Raw genomic sequence first — 24,507 nt, forward strand, 5'->3', positions numbered from 1 at the left:
AAACCAATAAAAAAGCCCCTGTCTATCACTAAACAGGGGCTTTAAAAGCAAAGGAGAAATTACACCGTAAATGGATATTTTATTGCTTCATGACATTGATAGCCTTCAACAGTAAAATCATCCGTTGTTACCCATGTTTCGATATCTTCCAATGTTTTTATTTTTGGGTTGATATGCAACGTTGGTAACGGTAAAGGCTCTCTTTTTAACTGCACATCACGCATTAGAGGTAATTGATTTTCATAGATATGTGCATTGATTATCTTATGAAATGCTTTACCCGGTTTATGTCCTGTAATTTGAGCCACCAGCGCTAATAAGACAAAGCACTGAATTTGGTTGAAATTCAAACCTAATGGCACATCACAACTGCGCTGATAAGAGGTTAAATAAAGGGTATCACCAACAAGTGAAAAGGTATGCGTATGCATACAAGGGCGTAAGCAACCTAGTTCAGTTTCACCTGGATTGTAAAATGTGATGATTTCACCACGATCATCTATACCTTTAGTCAGGTTATCTACTACTTTACGCAGTTGATCAAAATGAGAACCATCAGGGCGTTGCCATTGGCGTCCTTGAACGCCATAAACACGCCCCATATCGTCTTCACCTTTTCGATGAGGGTTATTCAACCATGCACTATTTTCATTCGCATTGGCATTCCATGTATTACAACCAATTTCACGAAATTGTGCTGCATTATCATAGCCACGCAGATACCCTAACAGTTCAGCTATTGCGGCTTTATAAAAACTTTTTCGTGTCGTTATTAACGGAAATTGGTTATTCGCAACATCATATTCCAGATCGGCATTAATCACCGTTAAACAACGGGTTCCTGTCCGTTTATTATCAATCCATTGTCCTTCATCGATAATGCGTTGACACAATGCCAGATACTGCTTCATGTTGTCTCTCTTGTTAATTAGCTAATAATAAAAATTTATCTCACACTATTTGTGAGTTGCTGTTGGGTTTTGTGGTGTTTTTTTATCTTGGCGATAAGCCCATACCATAAAAATAATACCCAACAAAATCATTGGAATTGAGAGTAATTGTCCCATACTCACACCACTAAATAGCCCTAATTGCGCATCAGGTTGACGGAAGAATTCAACAATAATACGGAATGCACCATAACCTATCAGGAATAGACCCGATACACTGCCTACTGGACGATTTTTACGCACAAAAATATTAAGAATAATAAATAACACTACCCCTTCTAACAACATTTCATAAAGTTGTGAAGGGTGACGAGGTAAAACCCCATATTCTTGAATAATAGGTAGCAGCGTTGATGGATCTTGAGCAACAAGCTGAAGATCTTCAGAACGAGAGTTTGGAAATAAGAAGGCCCAAGGCGTATCTAATGTGACGCGACCCCATAACTCACCATTAATAAAGTTACCAATACGACCTAAACCTAAACCAAATGGGATTAAAGGAGCGACAAAATCAGCCACTTGAAAAAATCCACGTTTAGTGCGTTTTGCGAACCAAATCATGGCACAAATTACCCCAATTAAACCACCATGGAACGACATACCGCCATCCCAAACTTTAAAGAGGTAAAGAGGATCATTTAAAAATACTGGCAGATTATAGAATAAAACATAACCTAAGCGACCACCGATAAACACACCAACAAAACCGACATAAAGTAATGTTTCAACTTCATTTTTATTCCAACCACTATTCGGTTTTGCGGCTCGTCGATTTGCAAGCCATAAGGCAAAGACAAATCCAACTAAATACATCATACCGTACCAGTGTAATGACACAGGCCCGATAGAAAACATAACGGGATCAATCTCTGGAAATTTAAGGTAGCTTATACTCATTATTCCCTACTTCACTTAATTAATAATTTCTGTGTTTGCTCTTTATCACCAACACAGAAAAGGCTTATACAAAGGCATGTCAGATACCTCCGCGAATTAATCCACCTAATCCCTGCCTTTCCATAAATTCAGAAGACAATTTTTTGATTTCTGTTGCTGTTTCAGCTTGCAACACTTGTTGCATAAAAGGCTGTAACACCACAGGATCAAGATGGCGTAATAAGTATTTTACCCTAGGTAAACTACGTCCACTCATGCTTAACTGCCTAAAACCAAGCCCTATTAACAGCAATGCCCCGATAGGTGTTCCTGCCATTTCGCCACAAACACTGATTGGTAACTGGTAATATTGACATTGTGTCGCAATCAAACTCAATGAACGCAATAATGCAGGATGCAAATTATCATAGAGTGATGCAACATGGGTATTATTACGATCGACTGCAAGCAAGTATTGAGTTAAATCGTTTGTTCCAATAGAGATAAAATCAACCCGATTAGCTAATTGTGACAACATAAATACCAACGAGGGAACTTCAAGCATAATACCTAACGGTGGTAGAGCACATTCACATTTTAACTCTCGACTCACTTCATCACATGCACGTAATAGCAATGTTCTCGCTTCGTCAATTTCATCAATACTTGTCACCATCGGCAACAATATTTTCAAATTTTTAAATTCGAGGTTTGCTTTTAGCATAGCACGAAGCTGAATAAGGAAAATTTCAGGTTGATCGAGTAATATTCTTATTCCTCGCCAACCCAAGCAAGGATTTTCCTCATTAATGGGCATATAAGGAAGTTGTTTATCTGCACCCACATCTAATGCACGTAACACAACGGGTTTATCAGGGAAAAAAGAGAGTATTTCACGATAGCGATTTTTTTGTTCATCTTCTGATGGAAAACCGCTTTGTAGCATAAAAGGAATTTCTGTCCGATATAAACCAACACCGTCTATTCCCACGCTAATACGTTGCTCGTATTTAATATTTAATCCAGCATTCAATTGAACACTAACCGATTCACCATTTTTGAGAACAGCTTGCTGTTCTAATTGATCTTCTGCAATCTGGCTTAATACACTTTCTTCATCAATAATCTGTTTATATTCTTGAGTAATAAAAGGCTCTGGTTCAATAAAAATCTCACCACGATAACCATCAAGAATAAGCATACGATTATGTAAAAGCTCAGGTTGAATATCCGCGCCCATAATCGCGGGAATTCCCATTGCTCTAACAAGGATCGCTGAATGAGAGTGTGTTGCACCATCTCGCACAATCACACCTGCAAGTTGTTGTTCAGGTAATTCTGCCAATAAACTTGCGCTTAATTCATCTGCCACCAAAATAAAGCGCTCAGGCCAAATATTAGTTGAACTGACTTCATCATCTAAATGAAATAATAAACGCCGTCCTAATGCTTTTAGATCAGAGGCTCTTTCTCTCATGTAGCCATCTTTCAGGCTAGAAAATTGTGACGAAACTTTCTCAACAACCACTTTTACAGCCCATTCTGCGACATATCCCTGAGTAATAATCGCTGTCATTTTGTGTTTAAGTTGGGGATCATTAAGTAGATGCGAGTAGAGATCAAAAATGGCGGCACTCTCTTTTTGTGCATTCGCCATAAAACGTTTACTAAAACGGCGACATTCTGCCGTGGCATCTTCTAAAGCCACTGTGAGTCGATTTAATTCCGCCTTAATATCAAGCGCGCTAGCTTTAAATACATTTTCAAGAACTGGCTGGGAAATTTCTTGCCAACCATAAGCCATTACCACTCCGGTCGAAACCGATAATGCTTTAATGCGACTTTGACGGTATTGCCCAAATAGTCCTTTAGTTTGTACTTGCGATAACGTTGCACCTAATTGTGTTGCTAACGTCACCATAAAAGACTCTTCACTCTCGTTAAATAAGCGACGTTCTTTTTGTTGAACAACTAAAACACCAAGGAGTTGACGACGATAAACAATAGGCACACCAAGGAAAGCACGCAGATCGTCTTCTTTTACTTGAGGAAGGTATTTAAAACTAGGATGCTCGCGAATATCTGCGAGATTGATAAGCTCAGAAAGGCGTCCAACTTCACCAACAACGCCTTCATCAAACGAGAGGCTAACAGCACGTCCTCTGGGTTTTTTAAGTCCTTTTGTGGCCATTAGATAAAAACAACTACGTTGCTTATCAGCAAGATAAATAGAACACACATCCGTGTGCATTGCCTGACACGTTTCCTTGACTAAGAGTTCAAGTGCTTCTGGAAGCCCTGCTGCCATAGCCACTTTTTCTACAATTTCTCGCAAACGTGTCAGCATAGTGTTATCTAATACCTTTTACGCCGATATCCATACGATGGACGAGGTAAAGACATTTGTTCTTGCAATGGCATGACTACTGGTGCGAATTCTTTCATTACACGACGATAAACATCGCGTTTAAAAGAGACGACTTGTCGAACGGGATACCAATAACTCACCCAACGCCAGCCATCAAATTCTGGCGTTTTGCTTTGTTGAACGTTAATGTCCTTATCATTACTTGTTAACTGCAAAAGGAACCAACGCTGTTTTTGTCCAATACAAACAGGTTTTGTGTCCCAACGCACCAAACGCTTAGGCAACTTGTAACGTAACCAGTTACGTGTGGAGGCAAGAATTTTAACATCCTTGCGACTTAACCCAACTTCTTCGAACAACTCTCGGTACATTGCCTGCTCTGGCGATTCTCCAGGGTTAATTCCTCCTTGAGGAAACTGCCATGAATGTTGCCCATAGCGACGAGCCCAAAGCACTTGCCCTTGCCGATTACAAATTACAATCCCTACATTCGGGCGGTAGCCATCATCATCGATCACTAGACTACCTCAATAACCAAATTTGAAAGATAACTCATTGTTTCATACTACTCACAGACGGTAAACCTCTATCAACAGACTTTGCACAACGCGTGGATTTATCTACAATGGGAAAGTCTCAACGGGGTGCCTTTTTAGGCTGAGAAAAACCCGTGGAACCTGATCCAGCTAATACTGGCGTAGGGATTTGAGTCAGGATGATGCAATCTTTTATAATTTGCAGTCCTCACTCCTCAGATCCTTCCTGACTTTTTACTGAGGAACTAAATGTGTTAACTAAATCGCTTCGCTTTACTTTCCTACTGGGTGCACTGAGTGTAATAAGCACGTTCTCAGCGCAAGCTGATACTCAAAAACCGACACTCACTGTATATACTTATGATTCTTTTACCGCAGATTGGGGCCCAGGACCTGCCATTAAAAAAGCATTTGAACAACAGTGTGATTGTGAATTAAAGCTTGTTGCCCTTTCTGATGGTGTTTCTTTGCTTAATCGCTTACGTATGGAAGGTGGCAAGAGTAAAGCTGACATTATTTTAGGTTTGGATAACAATCTGATACATGCAGCCAAAGAAACTGGGCTTTTTGCGCCAAGTAATATCGATACATCAAAACTCGCCTTACCTGAAAAATGGACTGACGACACCTTTGTACCTTATGACTACGGTTACTTTGCATTTATTTATGATAAAAACCGTATTGCTAACCCACCCAAAAGCATGGATGAGTTACTAAATAGCCAAGAAAAGTGGAAAATACTGTATCAAGATCCTCGTACCAGTACACCAGGCTTAGGCTTAATGCTATGGATGCAATCACTTTATCCTGAAAACACCGCCTCTCAATGGAAGAAATTATCAGAGAAAACCCTTACCGTTACAAAAGGTTGGAGTGAGTCTTATGGCTTATTCTTAAAAGGTGAAGGTGATTTTGTACTAAGTTATACTTCATCTCCGGGTTATCATATTTTAGCGGATAAAAAAGATAACTATGCAGCGGCTATTTTCTCTGACGGGCACTATTTACAAGTCGAGGTTGCAGCAAAACTCAAATCGAGCAAACAACCTGAATTAGCTCAGCAATTTATGCAATTTATGCTCACTCCGGCTTTCCAAGAAACAATTCCTACCACCAATTGGATGTATCCCGTAATAGATATGCCATTACCAGATGTCTATTCGGTGATGCCTAAACCAGAAAAATCATTGCAATTTGATGCAGATGTTGTCGCTAAAGAGCGCCAAACATGGACGCGTAATTGGCAATCTGCGGTTAGTCGCTAATGAGAAGATGGCTTATCCCGGGGCTATGTGCCTCGGGTTTACTGCTTATTGTGGCTTTATTGTCATTTGGTGCATTATGGTTTAATGCGCCAAGTGGCGAATTATCCTCTATTTTTGCTGATGACTATTTATGGCATGTCGTGCGCTTTACTTTCTGGCAAGCCTTTTTATCTGCCTTATTTTCAATATTACCTGCCATTTGGCTCGCTAAGGCACTTTATCGACGCCAATTTAAAGGTAGAACACTTTTCTTACGTTTATGTGCCATGAGCCTTGTTCTACCCGTTTTAGTGGCACTTTTTGGTATTTTAACGGTTTATGGAAGAGTCGGTTGGATTGCTCAAATTTGTGAATGGCTGGGGATTAATTACCAATTTACCCCTTATGGCTTACAAGGTATTTTATTGGCACACGTCTTCTTCAATATGCCATTAGCAACCCGAATGCTGTTACAAGCTCTCGAAAGTATCTCGCCAGAACAACGACAGTTAGCCTCACAATTAGGCATGAATGGTTGGCAACGTTTTCGCTTTCTGGAATTTCCTTATTTATGGCGACAAATACTTCCCACTGCGTCACTGATTTTTATGCTCTGTTTTGCAAGCTTTGCTACTGTGCTGGCGTTAGGTGGAGGCCCTGCGGCAACAACCGTTGAGCTAGCAATTTATCAAGCATTAAGTTATGACTACGATTTACATCGTGCTGCACTTTTAGCACTGATCCAGCTCTTTTGCTGTTTAGGCTTAGTGCTTATCAGCCAAAAACTCAAAGGCACACTCTTTGTCGGAGATAGCCAAAAACAGCATTGGCGTGATCCCAATGATCCTCTCTTTAGCAAAATAACCGATACTCTGATTATTACGCTCGCGATCCTTTTTTTAGTCCCCCCTATTTTAGCGGTGATAACAGATGGTCTTAACAGCGAATTAATACGAGTGATACAACAACCCATACTTTGGCAGGCTTTTACAACGTCTCTCATTATTGCGGTTGGCGCTGGTATTGTTTGCGTTGTATTAACAATGATGTTGCTATGGAGTAGCCGAGAACTTCGCCTACGTCACTTTAAAAAAGCGGGACAGGCTATGGAAATGAGTGGGTTGATTATTCTGGCAATGCCGGGCATTGTATTGGCAACAGGCTTTTTCTTGTTATTAAACAATACAATCGGACTCCCTGAATCACCATATACATTAGTGATTTTAACCAACGCATTAATTGCCATTCCTTATGCTTTAAAAGTGCTCGAAAATCCAATGAATGATATTGCTTCACGTTATGGACTTTTATGTCAATCGCTTAATATTCAGGGTATCAATCGACTTCGTTGGATCGAGTTACGAGCATTAAGAAAACCGATTTCACAAGCACTTGCTTTTGCTTGTGTTATTTCTATTGGTGACTTTGGTATTGTTGCTCTATTTGGTAATGAAACATTTAGAACACTTCCTTTCTATCTTTATCAGCAAATTGGGGCTTATCACACGCAAGATGGTGCTGTCACAGCCATGATCTTATTACTACTTTGCTTCTCTCTTTTTAGCCTAATAGAACGATTGGCAGGAAAATCTCATGATTAAATTAGAGCACCTTGCTTATACCTATGAACACCAACACCTTATGTTTGACTTAGCTGTAAACACCGGTGAACGTATCGCAGTATTAGGCCCAAGTGGCGCGGGGAAAAGTACCTTGCTCAGCTTAATTGCTGGATTTTTACCTTCTGAAAAAGGAACCCTTTTTCTTAATGGTTGTTATCACACTAAAACTGCGCCCGCAAAACGCCCTATCTCTATGTTATTTCAAGATAATAATTTATTTCCTCATTTAACAGTTAGACAAAACATTGGCTTGGGATTAGATCCGGGGTTAAAACTCACAGATACACAAAAAATACTGTTAGAAAACCGAGCCAAACAAGTTTCTTTAAATGAACATCTTGACCGTTTACCTTCACAATTATCAGGTGGTCAGCGCCAACGTGTTGCCATTGCTCGTTGCCTTGTACGTGAACAACCTATCTTATTGCTCGATGAGCCTTTTTCTGCACTCGATCCCGCTTTGCGTATTGAAATGTTGGCTTTACTAGAACAACTTTGTGAAGAAAAAAAACTGACCTTATTGATGGTTTCACATAGCTTAGAAGATGCTATCAAGATTGCCTCAAGAGCAATTGTGATTGATAACGGAACAATTGTGTATGATGGTAATACACAATCGTTGATAAATGGTGAAGTGGATCAATCACTTATTTTAGGTATTCCCTCTAATTAAATACGCCCTAAATTAACTGTATAAATAACCACTATTTTGGCTATAATAAACACATCTTTAGCAAATTTTTGTGTGTATTAGGTGCCCATGGTTGACCATACTGAACAAGGCTTTATTCTCACTCGCCACTGGAACGACACCCCAAAAGGTATCGTCGTCTCCTATTGGTTAGCGACAGAAAATGGCCCTCGTAAAGTCACAGTTCCTTTGCAACAAGCGATTGGCTTTGTTGCTCGTCAACATGAAACCGTTTTACGTTCACTTGTGAATAAAAATCCTGATATAGAAATTCGCCCTCTCGATTTAAAAGATTTTGAAAGGCAGCCTGTTTTTGGCGTCTATTGCAAACAATACCGACAACTCACTCAACTAGAACAGCAACTCAAAGAGCATCACATACGTCTTTATGAAGCCGATATACGTCCTCATGAACGTTATATGATGGAACGTTTTATCACCGCACCAATTTGGTTTCGTTATCAACAAAACAATACCGTGACACTAAAACCCGCACCTGATTATCGCCCTACACTGCGAACAGTGTCTTTAGATATTGAAACCAGCGAATTCGGTGAACTTTACTCTATTGGACTTGCGGGTTGTGGCGATAATGTTGTGTTTATGCTGACAGATAATTTATCTATAGAGAATGAAAGTCAGCAATCCAAAGGTTATCGATTATGTTATGTCAGTAGCCGATTGCGTTTAATTGAAAAACTTAATGAGTGGATACAACATTACGATCCCGACGCCATTATTGGCTGGAATTTAATTCAATTCGATTTACGTATTTTACATACCCATGCGCAACGTTATGGCGTCAATTTGCTACTAGGCCGACAAAACAATCCATTGGAGTGGCGCGAGCATGGATTTAAAAAAGGACATTTTTTTGCCTCTGCACAAGGCCGTTTAATTATTGATGGTATTGAAGCACTAAAAATGGCTACATGGAATTTTCCCTCATTTAGCCTAGAATCAGTCGCGCAAAGTCTGTTAGGGGAAGGTAAAGCCATTGATACACCTTATGCCAGAATGGATGAAATTAATCGACGTTTTAAAGAAGATAAGCCTGCGTTAGCCTACTATAACTGGCAAGATTGTGTTTTAGTAAACCGCATTTTTGATGCCACATCTCTTATGGCGTTTTTATTAGAAAGAGCTTGTGTTACAGGACTTTCTGTTGATAGAAGTGGAGGCTCTGTAGCTGCGTTTACACACCTTTATCTCCCTTCTATGCATCGCATTGGGTATGTCGCACCTAATCAAGGTGAAAAACCTGAAGAACATAGCCCCGGTGGCTTTGTTATGGACTCTACCCCTGGTTTATATGATTCAGTCGTTGTACTTGATTACAAAAGCCTTTACCCCTCAATTATTCGTACTTTTTTAATTGATCCTGTTGGAATGATTGAAGGAACACATCAACCCGATGAAAAACTAGCTATTCCAGGTTTTCGCCAAGCGTGGTTTTCGCGAGAGAAGCACTGTTTACCCACTATTGTGTCGCAAATTTGGCACGAAAGAGATAACGCAAAATTACATAAAAATGCCCCACTTTCTCAAGCACTCAAAATTATTATGAATGCTTTTTATGGTGTTTTAGGCTCCGTGGGATGTCGTTTTTTTGATCCTCGTCTAGCGTCTTCAATTACCTTACGTGGTCATGAGATTATGAAAAGAACTCGGGCATTAATTGAAGCTAAAGGTTATCAAGTTATTTATGGTGATACAGACTCTACTTTTGTTTGGCTTAAATCGCCATATACTGAACAACAAGCCCAACAAATTGGACATCAGTTAGTACAAGAGGTTAACCAATGGTGGAAAACACACCTTTTTGAAACCTATCAACTTGATTGCAAATTAGAGCTGGAGTATGAAACACACTATCGTCGTTTTTTAATGCCAACGGTTCGAGGGATGGAAACAGGCAGTAAAAAGCGTTATGCAGGATTAAGCAATGATAAGATGGTGTTTAAAGGATTAGAAACCGTCAGAACAGACTGGACTCCTCTTGCTCAGAAATTTCAACAAGAGCTTTATACTCGTATTTTTCATCAACAACCTTACCAGCAGTTTATTCGTGATTATGTCGCGGATACGCTTGCGGGAAAACATGATGATAGATTAGTGTATCGTAAACGGTTACGTCGAAAATTATCAGAATATCAGCACCACGTTCCCCCTCATGTTAAAGCTGCACGTAAAGCTGACGAATATAATTTATCCAAAAATAGACCTCAACAATATCAGCAAGGCGGTTGGATTAGTTATATAATTACCCTCTTGGGACCTGAACCATTAGAGCACATTACCGCTGCACCTGATTACGAACACTATATCAATAAGCAGTTAATGCCGATTGCAGATGCTATCCTGCCTTTTATACAAGATGATTTTTCAACCTTGTTAAATGGACAAATGACGCTCACATTTTAAGATGTGTCATTTTGCAGGTGACGGTTTGCTTTGCATCTATTAACATAACGCCCCTTTGGTGATAATTAACTTTTCTTGTTTCAAGAATAGGCATTTTTATCCCACAAATTTTAATGACAACACCGCAATACTGCATTCATTAATAATTCCTAAATTATATATTTGAGAGCTGAGTTTATATATATGCCTTTTACTCTTGGTCAACGTTGGATTAGCGATACTGAAAGCGAGCTTGGACTAGGTACTGTTGTGGCAGTTGATGCCCGCATGGTGACCTTACTTTTTCCTGCCTGTGGCGAAAACCGCCTTTACTCCCGTCATGATGCCCCAATAACGCGGGTGATGTTCAATGCGGGGGATACCGTCACCAGTCACGAAGGCTGGAAACTCGCCATCGATAACGTTGTAGAAGATAATGGCCTTCTTATCTATCAAGGTGTACGTTTAGACACCGAAGAGCCGGCACAATTACGTGAAGTGTTCTTAGATAACAAACTCACTTTTAATAAACCACAAGATCGCCTTTTCGCAGGCCAAATTGATCGTATGGATCGCTTTGCCTTACGCTATCGTGCTCGTAAATTCTTAAGCGAACAATTTAAACAAGCACAAAGCGGTTTACGTGGCATTCGTGCAAGCCTTATTCCTCATCAGCTTTACATTGCCAATGAAGTGGGTAAACGTCATAACCCTCGCGTTTTATTAGCTGATGAAGTGGGTCTGGGTAAAACCATTGAAGCTGGTATGATTATCCATCAACAGTTAATGGATGGTCGTGCTGAGCGTGTGTTAATTATCGTGCCTGAAAGCTTACAACATCAGTGGTTAGTTGAAATGTTACGTCGTTTCAATCTGCGTTTTTCACTGTTTGATGATAGCCGTTATAGCGAGTCCTTATTAGATAGCGATAACCCATTTGAAACAGAACAGATGATCATCTGCTCTTTAGATTTTGTGCGTAAAAATAAGCAACGTTTTGAACATCTCGTTGAAGCAACATGGGATATGCTAGTTGTCGATGAAGCCCACCACCTTGTGTGGAGTGAAGACGCACCAAGCCGTGAATATCAAGTAATTGAAGAATTAGCTGAATCTATTCCTTCAGTGTTGCTATTAACCGCAACGCCTGAGCAGTTAGGCCAAGAAAGCCACTTTGCTCGTTTACGTCTGCTTGATCCGAGTCGTTTCCATGACTACAACGAATTTATCAATGAGCAACAAAAATACCGCCCTGTTGCCGATGCTGTCACTATTTTGCTATCAGAAGATGATTTAAATACCGAACAACAAAATATCATCAGTGAAATGATTAGTGAGCAAGATGTTGAGCCATTACTGAAAGCAGCAAATACCCAAGGCGAAGAACGCACTAAATCTCGCCAAGAGCTTATCCATATGCTAATGGACAGACACGGAACGGGTCGTCTGTTATTCCGTAATACACGCTCTGGTGTGAAAGGTTTCCCTAATCGCTTACTTCATGCGATTAAAATGCCACTGCCAACACAATATCAAACAGCGATTAAAGTTGCTGAAATTATGGCAGCGAAAAAGAGTCTCGAAGTTCGTGCGAAAGAGATGCTCTATCCTGAACGCATTTACCAAGAATTCGAAGGTGAAAACGCAACATGGTGGAACTTTGATCCTCGTGTTGAATGGTTGCTCGGTTTCTTAACTGCAAATCGCAATGAAAAAGTTCTGGTTATTTGTGCGCAAGCGGCAACTGCATTGCAATTAGAGCAAGTTTTACGCGAGCGTGAAGCTATTCGTGCGGCTGTCTTCCATGAAGGAATGTCTTTACTTGAACGCGATCGCGCTGCAGCTTATTTCGCGTCCGAAGAAGAAGGCGCACAAGTTTTATTGTGTTCTGAAATCGGCTCAGAAGGACGTAACTTCCAGTTTGCAAACCAACTGGTTATGTTTGATCTGCCATTTAACCCTGATTTATTAGAACAACGTATTGGTCGTCTTGATCGTATTGGTCAAAATCGTGACATTGATATCAGCATTCCTTATCTGGAAGGTACAGCACAATCTGTATTGTTACGTTGGTACCATGAGGGATTAGATGCATTTGAACATACTTGCCCAACTGGCCGTACTATTTACGACAGTAAATATGATGCGTTAGTTAATTATCTTGCTCAACCCAATGAATTAGCTGACTTTGACGAGTTTATTGCGGCTTGCCGTAAACAGCATGATGAAATGAAACTTAAACTTGAGCAAGGCCGTGACCGTCTATTAGAAATGCACTCTAATGGTGGTGAAGTGGGCGTTGAATTGGCGGGTGAAATTGCAGCTCAAGATAATGATCCTGAATTAGTTAACTTTGCGTTGAACTTGTTTGATATCGTCGGTATTAATCAAGAAGATCGCAGTGATAGCTTAATTATTTTAACGCCATCCGATCATATGTTAGTGCCTGATTTCCCTGGCTTACCACAAGATGGTTGCACTATCACATTTGATAGAGAGCAAGCACTATCTCGTGAAGATACCCAATTTATCAGTTGGGAACATCCCATTATCCGTAATGGCTTAGATTTAATTTTATCTGGCGATACAGGAAGTTGTGCCGTTTCTTTATTAAAAAATAAAGCATTACCAGTGGGAACACTGTTAGTTGAACTAATTTATGTTGTAGAAGCGCAAGCGCCTAAACATCTTCACTTAAGTCGTTTCTTACCAGCAACACCCGTTCGCTTATTACTTGATCTAAAAGGTAATAACCTAGCCTCTCAAGTTGAGTTTGAAAGTTTTAATCGCCAATTAAATGCGGTTAACCGCCATACTTCTAGCAAACTGGTCAATGCGGTACAAAGCGAAGTACACCATGTACTCAAAGCTTCTGAACCGTTAATGGAAGTCGAAGCGAAAGGGCTTATTCAAAAAGCAAAAGAAGAAGCTGATCGCGTATTAACACATGAATTATCACGCCTAGAGGCTTTACGCGCTGTAAATCCAAATATTCGTGATGATGAAGTTGAAGCGATTGAAAATGAGCGCACCCATATTCTTAATCATTTAGATGAAGCAAATTGGCGTTTAGATTCAATACGTTTAATTGTTGTTACCCACCAATAATTACCATTAAAGCGGGGAGTCTTTTACTCCCCGTTGTTTTGATGAGATACCCACCATGATGGAAGTTTATAACCCGCCGACTGATCCTTGGTTACATATTTTATATCAAGATGAGCATATTATTGCCGTCAATAAACCCAGTGGATTACTGTCTGTGCCGGGTAAGGCGCCAGAGCATAACGACAGTATTATGTCGCGCATTAAAGCTGATTTTCCTAATGCCGAATGTGTACATCGTTTAGATATGGCAACCAGTGGCGTCATTGTTGTTGCACTAAATAAAGAAGCTGAGCGTGAGCTAAAACGTCAATTTCGTGAGCGTGAGCCGAAGAAAACCTATATTGCTCGTGTATGGGGCCATGTCGAAAAAGAAGAAGGATTGGTTGATTTACCATTAATTTGTGATTGGCCAAATCGACCAAAACAAAAAGTCTGTCATGAAACAGGGAAAGCCGCGCAAACTTTTTATGAGGTGCTGGAGTATGAAGAGAATGCGACAAGAGTCAAACTCTCGCCAATTACGGGGCGTTCACATCAATTGCGGGTACATATGTTAGCGTTGGGGCATCCTATTTTAGGGGATCGCTTTTATGCACATCCGCAGGCAAGAGCGATGGCACCTCGCCTGCAGTTACATGCTCAGGAATTATTTATTACGCATCCTGCTTTTCGATCCCCGATACATTTTGAATGCCTTGCCGATTTTTAATGTCTTATGACACTAAAACAGTCACTGAACTCAATGAAGCAAGGAGCAGGCAAAGCGCTAATCCCATAACCCCAACAAGAACACGGACGTTTGACATGGATATAGTTCCTTTTTTAAGAGAAGAGAGAATGAAATAATTAAATTTCACTTATATTTTACCGTGATAAATAATAAACTCAACTCAACCTAAGTTATCTCTATCACGGAATAATTCTCTCTTTTCTCATCTTCTTTTACAAGATGTTAACGAAATCCTTTTTCTTTTTTAATCAAATCGTAAGCAACTTGTATAGACTGTGCTTTTTGTTTTGCAATTTCCATCATTTCTGGTGGCAAACCTTTCGCTACAAGTTTATCTGGATGATGTTCTCCCATTAATTTTCTATAAGCTCTTTTTATGGTTTTAACATCATCGGTCTCATTAACACCAAGCACCTTACACGCATCAGTGAGTGTTGGGCCTTGAGGTTGAGGCTGATATCCTTGCCTATTTTGATAATGGAAATTTTGACCAGCCTGCATCATTGCTAATATATGTTCAAAATGCGCACGCGAAAAACCCAGCTCATCAATAATGATAAACAACATTTTTCTTTCATTCGGGTGCAATTGGCCATCGGCAAAAGCCGCTTGTAACTGAATTTCCAGAAACATCTGAAGTAAGTCACGACGACCAGCACAAATTTGTCGAACACGTTGCAAGGTAGCTCTTAAGGGAAAATCGGGTGATTTACCTTCTCTAAATGCTTGCTGAGCTGCTTGACGCCCCACTCCATGCAAATTCATCCTATCCATCAATTCACTTGCAAGTGAGATATCCGTTTGAGTGACTCGCCCTTTTGATTTTGTTAGGTGTCCTAAAACTTGAAAAGTTGCAGCAAAGAAAAAAGCTTGTCTATCACGAGTATAGCGCCCACCACTTCCTAATTTACCTCGTTGCATGTCATAGAGGTGTCCAAGAAAAACACCAATAACAATGCCCCAGAAGCCTACCCCCGCAAAACTACCGATGATAAGGCCTAATAATTTTCCCCAATAGCGCATAGACTCCTCAAATCTTCAATGCTCTGCCTGCAATTTTGCATTATCATACTATTCATTTGCTTGCACACCTAACACCAAGCGACGTCTAAATAGACTTTTTCTTAAAATGAAGAGATTTACTGTTTCTCTTTGGACAGAGGTAATGCTGTTTTCGTTTAAATTGTGTTAAAGTAAAATGAGTGACCAAACGAATAACTTTAGCGTTATTAGACCGCACGAAATACCGCATCAGCGCGGTGTTTTTTTGTTTCTAATAAGGCTATAACCCTATTTCAACACAGAAACATCGAAAAAATGAGGTTTACGCCTACTTTTCGGTTACCGTTAGAACAATGTTCAGAACGTTGGGCTGGTGTCGCATAACTCCCTGCGTTAGTTTCTGGCTGTTTATCAGCATGAAGCCACTGATGACGGAAGCACATAAATACTTATGAAAAAAAGTTATCCCACACTGCTGGCCACCTTAGTTTGGGCCACAATATACGGTCAGCCTGCTTATGCTGATCTTGCCTCCCAATGTTTACTGGGAGTTCCCGTTTATAACAAACCATTAGTACAAGGCGATCCTAATGACTTGCCTGTCACTATCACTGCAAATGATATGCAAGGTGAATATCCTCGCATGATCAAATATAAAGGTGATGTTGATATTAAACAGGGAAACCAAACCTTAAGTGCAGACAGTGTTGAACTGACACAAACTGAGGGAGAAACGCCATTAAGAATGGTGACCGCGACAGGTAATGTCTCTTATGATGATCCTCAAATCATCTTAAAAGGCCCTCGTGCTTGGTCTAATCTTAATAATAAAGATACGGATATTGAACAAGGTGATTACCAGATGGTTGGCCGCCAAGGCCGTGGTTATGCCGATAAGATGCAAATGCGTGGCGAAAACCGCTATACCATTATGGATAAAGGGATGTTTACCTCTTGTTTACCTGGCGATGATAGCTGGAGCGTTGTCGGCTCTGAGGTCATTTTAGATCGCGAAGAACAAGTTGCTGAAATTTGGAATGCACGCTTTCGCGTTGCTAATGTTCCTATTTTCTACAGCCCTTACCTTCAATTACCTATCGGTGATAAACGTCGCTCTGGTTTCTTAATTCCAAACGGAAGCTATTCTCGTAGTTCAGGATTTGATTTCCAACTCCCTTACTATTGGAATATCGCCCCTAATTATGATGCCACTATTACAACTAACTATATCAGCCGCCGTGGTTTAAAATTAGATAACGAATTCCGTTATTTAACAACACCAGGACGCGGTACGATTGCTGTAGATTGGATTAATCACGATAGCCAATACAATAAAGACAAAGAAGAAAATAAAGCAGGCTATCTTCCTCGTGATACCGCCACACGTTGGTTATTCTACTGGGGCCACAGTGGTGTCATGAACAATGTATGGCGATTTAATATCGATTACACGAAAGTAAGTGACAACAAATACTTCACTGATTTTACCTCTCAATACGGTAATACCACTGATGGTTATGCAACTCAGAAATTTAGTACGGGTTATGCACAACAGAACTGGAATGCCACATTAACCACTAAACAGTTCCAAATTTTCTCTGATAATAAAGATGCAAGAGCTTATCGTGCCGAGCCACAGCTTGATCTGAATTATTATAAGAATGATATCGGGCCATTTGATTTCCGAACTTATGCTCAGTTTGTGCGTTTTACCAGCGTGGGTGAAAATACACCTGAAGCAAATCGTTTCCATATCGAACCAACGATTTCACTCCCTGCATCTACAGGTTGGGCTAGCTTTAATAATGAACTGAAAGTGATGGCAACCCATTACGATCAGGACATTCCTGATGCTTATAAGAAAAGATACCCTAACCAATTAGATGACAGTGTTAATCGTGTATTACCACAGTTTAAATCTGATATGAAAGTGGTTTTTGAGCGTCAATATCAAACCAATGATATTACACAGACCCTTGAACCTCGGGTTCAGTACCTTTATGTTCCTTATAAAGATCAATCCAATATCAATAACTTTGACTCTGCGTTATTACAGTCAAACTATGGCGGGCTTTTCCGCGATAGAATGTATGGTGGTTTAGACCGTATTGCATCTGCAAACCAATTAACAACCGGTGTAACTTCTCGTTTTTATGATAGCGAATTGGTTGAACGTTTTAACATTTCTGTAGGTCAAATCTACTTCTTTGAGCGCCCGAGAACAGGTCCTTCTTCTACTGGTAATGAAATCATTAATAGTAAAGATGAGACAGGTTCAATGGTCTGGGCGGGTGATGCCTACTGGCGGATCACTGATACCGTGGGTATGCGTGGTGGTTTACAATATGACCGTCGTTTAGGTAGCGTATCAATGGGTGATGCGATTATGGAATATCGCGCCGATAGCGATCATCTTCTACAGTTGAGTTATCGTTATGTTGATCGTGATTATATCCAAGCAACACGTGTTCGTCCTTACGATGGTGGTATTAATAAACTTCCTGAATACCAAAAAGGTATTTCGCAAGTTGGTGTTGTAGGCAGTTGGCCATTAGCAGAACGCTGGGGTCTTGTGGGTGCTTATTACTTTGATACTAAAGAATCCGAACCTGTTAGCCAGATGGTTGGTGTGCAATATAATACCTGTTGCTGGGCTGTGAACGTCGGTTATGAACGAAAAATTGTTGGCTGGAAAGTTGACCACAGTGATATTGACAATAAATGGTCAATCAACGTGGAACTCAGAGGCCTAAGTAACAATCATAGTTTGGGTAGCCAGAAAATGCTTGAACGCGGTATCTTACCTTATCAAAGAGCATTCTGATTTAATCAGACTACGGAATTGGCTGAATAAATATGTCATCCCGCAACAAGATGCGGAAAACACATAATGGGAAACTTATGAAAAATTGGAAAACGCTGTTTATCGGCTTAATGATCACGGTCGGTGCAGCTACCAGCTCAACAACATTTGCTGCACAAGAATTAAACCGTGTATCGGCTATCGTCAATAACGGTGTCGTTCTAGAAAGTGACGTCAATAGAATGCTACAGACTGTCAAAATGAACGCAAAAAATGCGGGCCAGGAAATGCCTGATGAGCAAGTTCTTCGCCAACAAATTCTAGAGCGTTTGGTGATGGATAACATCATTTTGCAAATGGCACAGCAAATGCAAATTGATATTCCTGATGCTGCGGTAGAATCTACCATTCAAGGTATTGCTGCTGAAAATAAAATTTCACTTGATCAAATGAAAAAACGCCTCTTAGCTGATGGCATTTCTTACAACGAATATCGCCAAGATATTCGTAAAGAAATGATGCTGGCAGAAGTACGTAACAATGAAGTTCGCCGCCGTATTACTATTTTGCCTCAAGAAGTTGATTCTCTTGCTAAGCAAATTGAAAGCCAAGCAAGTCAAAGTATTGACCTTAATCTGAGCCATATCCTAATTCCATTATCAGAAAACCCAGCTCCAGCAGAAATGGAAAAAGCAAAGCAAGTCATTACTCGCATAATGAATCAACTTAAAAATGGTGCTGATTTTGGTAAGTTAGCAGCAACTTATTCGGCTGATCCACAAGCTTTAAATGGCGGTAATATGGGTTGGGCATCTATTGATGAATTACCAACACTGTTTGCGAAAGAGTTAGCTAATGCACAGAAAGGGCAAATTGTAGGGCCTCTTCACTCAGGTGTTGGCTTACACATCATTAAAGTAAACGATATTCGTGGTGGCTCAAATACACTCTCTGTTACTGAAGTTAAAAGTCGTCATATTCTGCTGAAAAGCTCTCCAATCATGAATGATGAGCAAGCCTATGCCAAATTGCAGCAAATTTCTGCCGATATTCGTAGTGGCAAAATGAGCTTTGCTGATGCAGCAAAAGAATACTCTGAAGATCCTGGTTCAGCATTACGTGGTGGTGAGTTAGGATGGTCAATGCCTGACGTTTACGATCCAGCATTCCGCGATGCGTTAATGCGCTTAAATAAAAACGAATTAAGCCAACCTGTTCGTTCAAATTTTGGCTGGCATTTAATTGAATTAGAAGACACACGTAGTGTTGATAAAACAGATGCCGCTAATAAAGAACAAGCATACCGTTTACTCTTTAATCGTAAGTTTAATGAAGAAGTACAAAACTGGATGCAAGAGCTACGAGTAGGGGCTTATGTGAAAATAATGAACGAGAATAATGCAAACTAAGCAAATAAAACCACTTGTTATCACCCCCGGCGAACCAGCCGGGGTTGGTCCTGACCTGATTATCTCATTAGCACAAATGAGTTGGGATTTACCTTGGGTTGTTTGTGCTGATCCTCAGTTACTTAAAACAAGAGCAGAATTATTAAACCTGCCTCTTTCATTAGTTGAATACGATCCGGCAACACCTCCTCAAGCACACACACCAAGCCAAATTTGTGTACTCCCTATTGCCCTTCATAGCAATGTTATTCCAAGTACATTAGATGCGCGCAATGGATTATACGTCGTAGAAACATTAGCTCGTGCTTGTGATGGCTGTCTTAATGGCGAATTCTCTGCATTAGTAACTGGCCCCGTTCATAAAGGAATTATTAATGATGCGGGTGTACATTTCACAGGACACACCGAGTTCTTTGCCGATCGTAGTCACTGTGAACGAGTGGTCATGATGTTAGCAACAGACACATTAAGAGTCGCATTGGCAACCACACATTTGCCTCTACGAGATGTCGCTGATGCAATTACAGGTGAACTACTGCATGAAATTATCACCATTTTAAATCATGATTTAAAAACTAAATTTGGCATAGCAGAACCTCAAATTTACGTTTGTGGCCTTAATCCTCATGCAGGGGAAAGTGGTCATATGGGGCGTGAAGAAATTGATATTATTGAGCCTGCATTAACACAATTACGTCAACAAGGTATTTGTCTCCATGGACCTTATCCTGCTGATACCCTTTTTCAGCCTAAATATTTAACACATGCTGATGCTGTACTTGCGATGTATCACGATCAGGGATTACCTGTGCTAAAATATGAAGGTTTCGGTCGTGCAGTGAATATAACACTCGGTCTTCCCTTTATTCGTACCTCTGTTGATCATGGCACAGCCCTTGAGCTTGCAGGTACAAAAAGCGCAGATGCTGGCAGTTTTTGCACCGCATTAAATTTAGCCATTAATATGATACAAAATTGTAATGAATAATAGAGTCCATCAGGGGCACTTTGCCCGCAAACGCTTCGGGCAGAACTTTTTAACAGACAGCTATATTATTGAAAGTATTGTTGAATCTATTTATCCACAACCCGGTGAGGCCATTGTTGAAATTGGCCCCGGTTTAGGTGCTATCACAGAACCAGTTGGTGCGAGAATGGATAAAATGACAGTAGTTGAAATCGACCGTGATTTAGCTGCTCGTTTAGAAGTTCATCCTACATTAAAAGACAAGCTGACCATTATTCAGCAAGATGCAATGACGATTGATTTTGTACAATTAGCAAAAGAACGTCAGCAACCTCTGCGTGTCTTTGGTAACTTGCCTTATAATATTTCCACACCACTTATGTTCCATCTTTTCAGTTTTGCTGATGCCATTTCTGATATGACTTTTATGTTACAAAAAGAAGTGGTTAACCGTCTTGTTGCAGGTCATGGCAGCAAAACTTACGGTCGCTTGAGTGTGATGGCACAATATTATTGCCAAATCATTCCTGTACTTGAAGTTCCACCAACTTCATTTAAACCCGCACCCAAAGTTGATTCAGCCGTTGTTCGCTTGATCCCTTACAAAGAAAAACCATATCCAGTTACGGATATTGCAATGCTAAGCCGTATTACTTCACAAGCATTCAACCAGCGACGCAAAACATTGCGTAACAGTTTAGGTGGATTGCTAACAGCAGAAGATATGGTTGCTTTGGGGATCGATCCGACTGCTCGCGCAGAAAATATTTCTGTTGAGCAATACTGTAAAGTGGCAAACTGGTTATCGCAAAAGCAAGATACACAGGCATAAGATAAAGCCAGAGACAGGAGGCATTATGTTCACCTCATCAAAAGTGGCGATACAAGTACAAAGTGTTTACATTGAAAGCCAATCATCTCCTGAAGATGAACGCTATGTGTTCGCTTATACGGTATCAATTCATAATTTGAATAAATGTGCAATTCGCCTCCTGCGCCGTTACTGGTTAATTACCAATGCACAAGGTAATACGACAGAAGTTCGAGGTGAAGGTGTTGTCGGTGAGCAACCACTGATTGAACCTGGTACGCATTACAGCTATACCAGTGGTGCCGTTCTTGAAACACCGATGGGAACAATGGAAGGCCATTATGAAATGATTGATACTGACGGTCGATTATTTCAAATAGAGATCCCTGTTTTCCGCCTTGCACTTCCAACATTGATAAATTAATTATGGCAACTTATTTAATTGGTGATATTCATGGCTGTTACCATGAACTGCGCCACCTTCTTGATAAAGTGAATTTTGAACCTACACAGGACACATTATGGTTAACCGGTGATCTTGTTGCTCGAGGACCAGACTCACTTGAAGTGCTACGTTTTGTAAAAAGCTTAGGCTCTTCTCTAAAACTTGTTTTGGGTAATCATGATCTTCATCTTTTAGGTGTATTTGCAAAAATTAGCCGAAATAAACCAAGAGATAAACTTAATGAATTACTCAATGCCCCAGATGTCGATGAGTTAATTAATTGGTTAAGACGCCAACCTGTGCTTCAAGTTGATGAAGAAAAGAAAATTATTATGGCGCATGCAGGGATCACACCACAGTGGGATTTAGAAACTGCAAAAATGTGTGCTCGTGAAGTCGAAGCCATTTTAAGTAGTGATAGCTATCCTTTATTTATTAATTCAATGTATGGCGATCTACCCAATAATTGGTCACCAGAACTTACTGGCTTAGCACGATTACGCTTTAGTACCAATGCATTTACTCGAATGCGCTACTGCTTCCCTAATGGTCAATTAGATATGATTTGTAAAGACAAGCCATTAGAAGCCCCTGCACCATTAAAACCTTGGTTTGATTTACCGAGTCAACTTCCGGAAGGTTATAACATTATTTTTGGCCATTGGGCCTCTCTTGAAGGAAAAGGCACCCCTGATAATGTTTATGCTCTCGATACTGGGTGTTGCTGGGGAGGAAACCTCACTTGCTTGCGCTGGGAAGATAAACAATATTTCACTCAAGCTAGTCTATCTGCACCTAAGTAATCCTTTTCATTATCTTCATTTCAAGCGCAAAAAGTAACAACTCAATTTTTTGCGCTTTACTCATTCCACCCTACTTATTTTTACCTAATTTATTTTTTGATACTAAAAAGAACATTTCTTGTATAAAAACGAACACCATAAAAAAACAACAAAAATTAATCTTTATTAATCAATATCTTATTTTTTTTCGATGCAAAATAAGCAGGAAAAACCACAATATTGAGAATAAAAAATCTATATATTGATTAATGTCTCATATATTATTCTTGTAAAGTGAGTTTATTAAAATATAAATAATGATTACTTTTAAATAATAAACTTTATAAATAAAATTCTTAGTTAGTATAATAACTCTTATTTTTATTATTCTTATATTAATAAAATAGGAATAATAAAAAGGGAGATATTTAATCTCCCTTTTTATTTAATTCTTGTTATTTTCTTCTTTTTAATATTTCAAAGCAGTAGTTATGAGAGTTGTTTTCATCAGCTTCATGATATTCCATAAAGGTAGAATCCCATTCATCAGGCTCATAATCAGGGAATGTTGTATCACCAATTACTTCAGCATCGATGTGTGTTAGATAGAGTGTATTAGCCATAGGTAAAAATTGCTCATACACTTTACCACCACCGATAACCATAATTTCATCATGATTTTCAGCAGCTTGCAAAGCTTCTTCTACAGACTTCACCCAAACAACTTCACTATCTGTTCCTGGTTGGCTACTTAACACAATATTGAGACGATTCGGTAAAGGACGCCCAATAGATTCATAAGTCACCCGGCCCATAATAACGGGTTTATTTAGCGTATTCTTTTTAAACCATGCGAGGTCACCTGGTAATGTCCAAGGCATTGCCTTTTCCATACCAATAATGCGATCCATCGCTAATGCTGCGATTAAACTAATATTCATTTACACACCTACGGGTAAAGATGGGAAAAAAACTGCTCACACTATACGTAAAGCTAAAACCTGAGTCGATACAAATTATGCTTCCTAGATAATAAATAATTGCTTTATACTCGAAGTGTTAACTTAATCATATAAGATTCAATCATTATAATATTGTTATATACAAGGCGCTATTATGCTTGAAACTTCTTTAGTCGTTTTTACAATTGCTTTACTTGGTATGATCTCACCGGGCCCAGACTTTTTTCTCGTTGTAAAAAATGCGGCTCGCTATCAACGCTCTGCTGCAATGATGACTGCAATGGGTATTGTGGCCGCATTGCTTGTGCATATGTCGTATTGTGTTGCCGGAATTGCTGTACTTATCACTACAACACCTTGGCTTTTTTCCATTTTAAAATATGCCGGAGCCGCATATTTACTCTGGATTGGTTTTCATAGCTTACTCTCAAAATCCAATCATACGATTGATGAAAAAACGACACAACATTCACAAATCAGCTTTAAAAAAGCCTTTATGCAAGGTTTTCTCTGTAATTTACTTAATCCTAAAGCCACCTTATTCTTCCTTGCCGTTTTCACTCAAGTATTAAGTGTTGATTCCAGTATCGGTGAGAAATTGTGGTATGCCTTTATTATCTGGGGATTAGCAGTGGTTTACTGGCCTTTATTGGTTTTATTAATCCAAAGTGCACCAGTTAGAAAGGTACTTAATAAAGTCCAAAAAGGGATCGATAAAGTGTTAGGTGTTGTACTGATTGGTTTAGGTATTAAAGTCGCATTGAGTTAAATAAAAAACCTCTTTAATAAAATTTATTA

General features: G+C 39.7%; 20 protein-coding genes and 1 riboswitch. Of the genes, 13 read left to right on the plus strand and 7 right to left on the minus strand.

The window, feature by feature from the left end; genetic code table 11:
• Positions 1–59: 59 nt before the first annotated feature.
• The 4 genes from DK866_RS12025 to rppH form a co-directional block, all read right to left on the minus strand.
• Entirely contained in the window at positions 60–911 is an 852-nt protein-coding gene (locus tag DK866_RS12025; RefSeq protein ID WP_109409088.1) for a thymidylate synthase, read from the minus strand.
• 45 nt (positions 912–956) lie between these two features.
• Positions 957–1,847: a prolipoprotein diacylglyceryl transferase gene (gene lgt, locus DK866_RS12030; RefSeq protein WP_109409089.1), complete on the minus strand. Its 891-nt coding sequence runs from the start codon at positions 1,845–1,847 to the stop codon at positions 957–959.
• A gap of 79 nt (positions 1,848–1,926) precedes the next feature.
• Complete coding sequence (gene ptsP / locus DK866_RS12035) at positions 1,927–4,173, minus strand: phosphoenolpyruvate--protein phosphotransferase (protein WP_109409090.1); 2,247 nt, start codon at positions 4,171–4,173, stop codon at positions 1,927–1,929.
• An 8-nt stretch (positions 4,174–4,181) separates the two neighbouring features.
• Positions 4,182–4,712, minus strand: a complete 531-nt coding sequence (gene rppH, locus DK866_RS12040; RefSeq protein ID WP_109409091.1) for an RNA pyrophosphohydrolase — start codon at positions 4,710–4,712, stop codon at positions 4,182–4,184.
• A 112-nt stretch (positions 4,713–4,824) separates the two neighbouring features.
• Positions 4,825–4,916, plus strand: a riboswitch (TPP riboswitch).
• 65 nt (positions 4,917–4,981) lie between these two features.
• Between rppH and thiB the strand changes: the two genes are divergently transcribed.
• From thiB to rluA, 6 genes are all read left to right on the plus strand, one after another.
• Positions 4,982–5,995: a thiamine ABC transporter substrate binding subunit gene (gene thiB, locus DK866_RS12045; protein ID WP_109409092.1), complete on the plus strand. Its 1,014-nt coding sequence runs from the start codon at positions 4,982–4,984 to the stop codon at positions 5,993–5,995.
• Positions 5,995–7,575, plus strand: coding sequence for a thiamine/thiamine pyrophosphate ABC transporter permease ThiP (gene thiP / locus DK866_RS12050; protein ID WP_109409093.1), 1,581 nt, complete (start codon positions 5,995–5,997; stop codon positions 7,573–7,575). The genes thiB and thiP overlap by 1 nt, the downstream gene beginning before the upstream one ends.
• Positions 7,568–8,269, plus strand: a complete 702-nt coding sequence (gene thiQ, locus DK866_RS12055) for a thiamine ABC transporter ATP-binding protein ThiQ (protein ID WP_109409094.1) — start codon at positions 7,568–7,570, stop codon at positions 8,267–8,269. The genes thiP and thiQ overlap by 8 nt, the downstream gene beginning before the upstream one ends.
• Positions 8,270–8,356: 87 nt before the next feature.
• Positions 8,357–10,711 (plus strand): DNA polymerase II, encoded by a 2,355-nt coding sequence (locus tag DK866_RS12060; RefSeq protein WP_109409095.1) that lies wholly within the window; start codon positions 8,357–8,359, stop codon positions 10,709–10,711.
• A gap of 183 nt (positions 10,712–10,894) precedes the next feature.
• Positions 10,895–13,798, plus strand: a complete 2,904-nt coding sequence (rapA, locus tag DK866_RS12065; protein WP_109409096.1) for an RNA polymerase-associated protein RapA — start codon at positions 10,895–10,897, stop codon at positions 13,796–13,798.
• Between the two features lie 55 nt (positions 13,799–13,853).
• Positions 13,854–14,507, plus strand: coding sequence for a bifunctional tRNA pseudouridine(32) synthase/23S rRNA pseudouridine(746) synthase RluA (gene rluA, locus DK866_RS12070; protein WP_109409097.1), 654 nt, complete (start codon positions 13,854–13,856; stop codon positions 14,505–14,507).
• A 243-nt stretch (positions 14,508–14,750) separates the two neighbouring features.
• Here the strand turns inward: rluA and djlA are convergent, their stop codons facing one another.
• Positions 14,751–15,551, minus strand: coding sequence for a co-chaperone DjlA (djlA, locus tag DK866_RS12075; protein WP_109409098.1), 801 nt, complete (start codon positions 15,549–15,551; stop codon positions 14,751–14,753).
• A gap of 272 nt (positions 15,552–15,823) precedes the next feature.
• On the minus strand, positions 15,824–15,973 hold the full coding sequence (locus DK866_RS19830) for a hypothetical protein (RefSeq protein ID WP_162557006.1): 150 nt from the start codon (positions 15,971–15,973) through the stop codon (positions 15,824–15,826).
• An 8-nt stretch (positions 15,974–15,981) separates the two neighbouring features.
• Between DK866_RS19830 and lptD the strand changes: the two genes are divergently transcribed.
• From lptD to apaH, 6 genes are read left to right on the plus strand one after another with little or no spacing between them, the layout of a single operon-like run.
• Positions 15,982–18,354: an LPS assembly protein LptD gene (lptD, locus tag DK866_RS12080; protein WP_109409099.1), complete on the plus strand. Its 2,373-nt coding sequence runs from the start codon at positions 15,982–15,984 to the stop codon at positions 18,352–18,354.
• A gap of 50 nt (positions 18,355–18,404) precedes the next feature.
• Positions 18,405–19,742: a peptidylprolyl isomerase SurA gene (gene surA / locus DK866_RS12085; protein ID WP_109409100.1), complete on the plus strand. Its 1,338-nt coding sequence runs from the start codon at positions 18,405–18,407 to the stop codon at positions 19,740–19,742.
• Positions 19,732–20,730 (plus strand): 4-hydroxythreonine-4-phosphate dehydrogenase PdxA, encoded by a 999-nt coding sequence (gene pdxA / locus DK866_RS12090; RefSeq protein WP_109409101.1) that lies wholly within the window; start codon positions 19,732–19,734, stop codon positions 20,728–20,730. Before surA ends, pdxA begins: the two co-directional genes overlap by 11 nt.
• Complete coding sequence (gene rsmA, locus DK866_RS12095) at positions 20,723–21,541, plus strand: 16S rRNA (adenine(1518)-N(6)/adenine(1519)-N(6))-dimethyltransferase RsmA (protein WP_109409102.1); 819 nt, start codon at positions 20,723–20,725, stop codon at positions 21,539–21,541. The genes pdxA and rsmA overlap by 8 nt, the downstream gene beginning before the upstream one ends.
• Positions 21,542–21,566: 25 nt before the next feature.
• Positions 21,567–21,944 carry a Co2+/Mg2+ efflux protein ApaG gene (apaG, locus tag DK866_RS12100; protein WP_109409103.1) on the plus strand — a complete coding sequence of 126 codons (378 nt, stop codon included), beginning with the start codon at positions 21,567–21,569 and terminating at the stop codon, positions 21,942–21,944.
• Between the two features lie 2 nt (positions 21,945–21,946).
• Positions 21,947–22,768: a bis(5'-nucleosyl)-tetraphosphatase (symmetrical) ApaH gene (gene apaH / locus DK866_RS12105; protein ID WP_109409104.1), complete on the plus strand. Its 822-nt coding sequence runs from the start codon at positions 21,947–21,949 to the stop codon at positions 22,766–22,768.
• A 434-nt stretch (positions 22,769–23,202) separates the two neighbouring features.
• Here apaH and folA read toward each other — a convergent pair whose 3' ends face one another.
• Positions 23,203–23,688, minus strand: coding sequence for a type 3 dihydrofolate reductase (folA, locus tag DK866_RS12110; protein WP_006535980.1), 486 nt, complete (start codon positions 23,686–23,688; stop codon positions 23,203–23,205).
• Between the two features lie 175 nt (positions 23,689–23,863).
• Between folA and DK866_RS12115 the strand changes: the two genes are divergently transcribed.
• Positions 23,864–24,478, plus strand: a complete 615-nt coding sequence (locus tag DK866_RS12115; RefSeq protein WP_109409105.1) for a LysE family translocator — start codon at positions 23,864–23,866, stop codon at positions 24,476–24,478.
• The last annotated feature ends 29 nt before the right edge of the window (positions 24,479–24,507 follow it).

Source organism: Proteus genomosp. 4 str. ATCC 51469, assembly GCF_003144375.1.
Taxonomy (GTDB): Bacteria; Pseudomonadota; Gammaproteobacteria; order Enterobacterales; family Enterobacteriaceae; genus Proteus.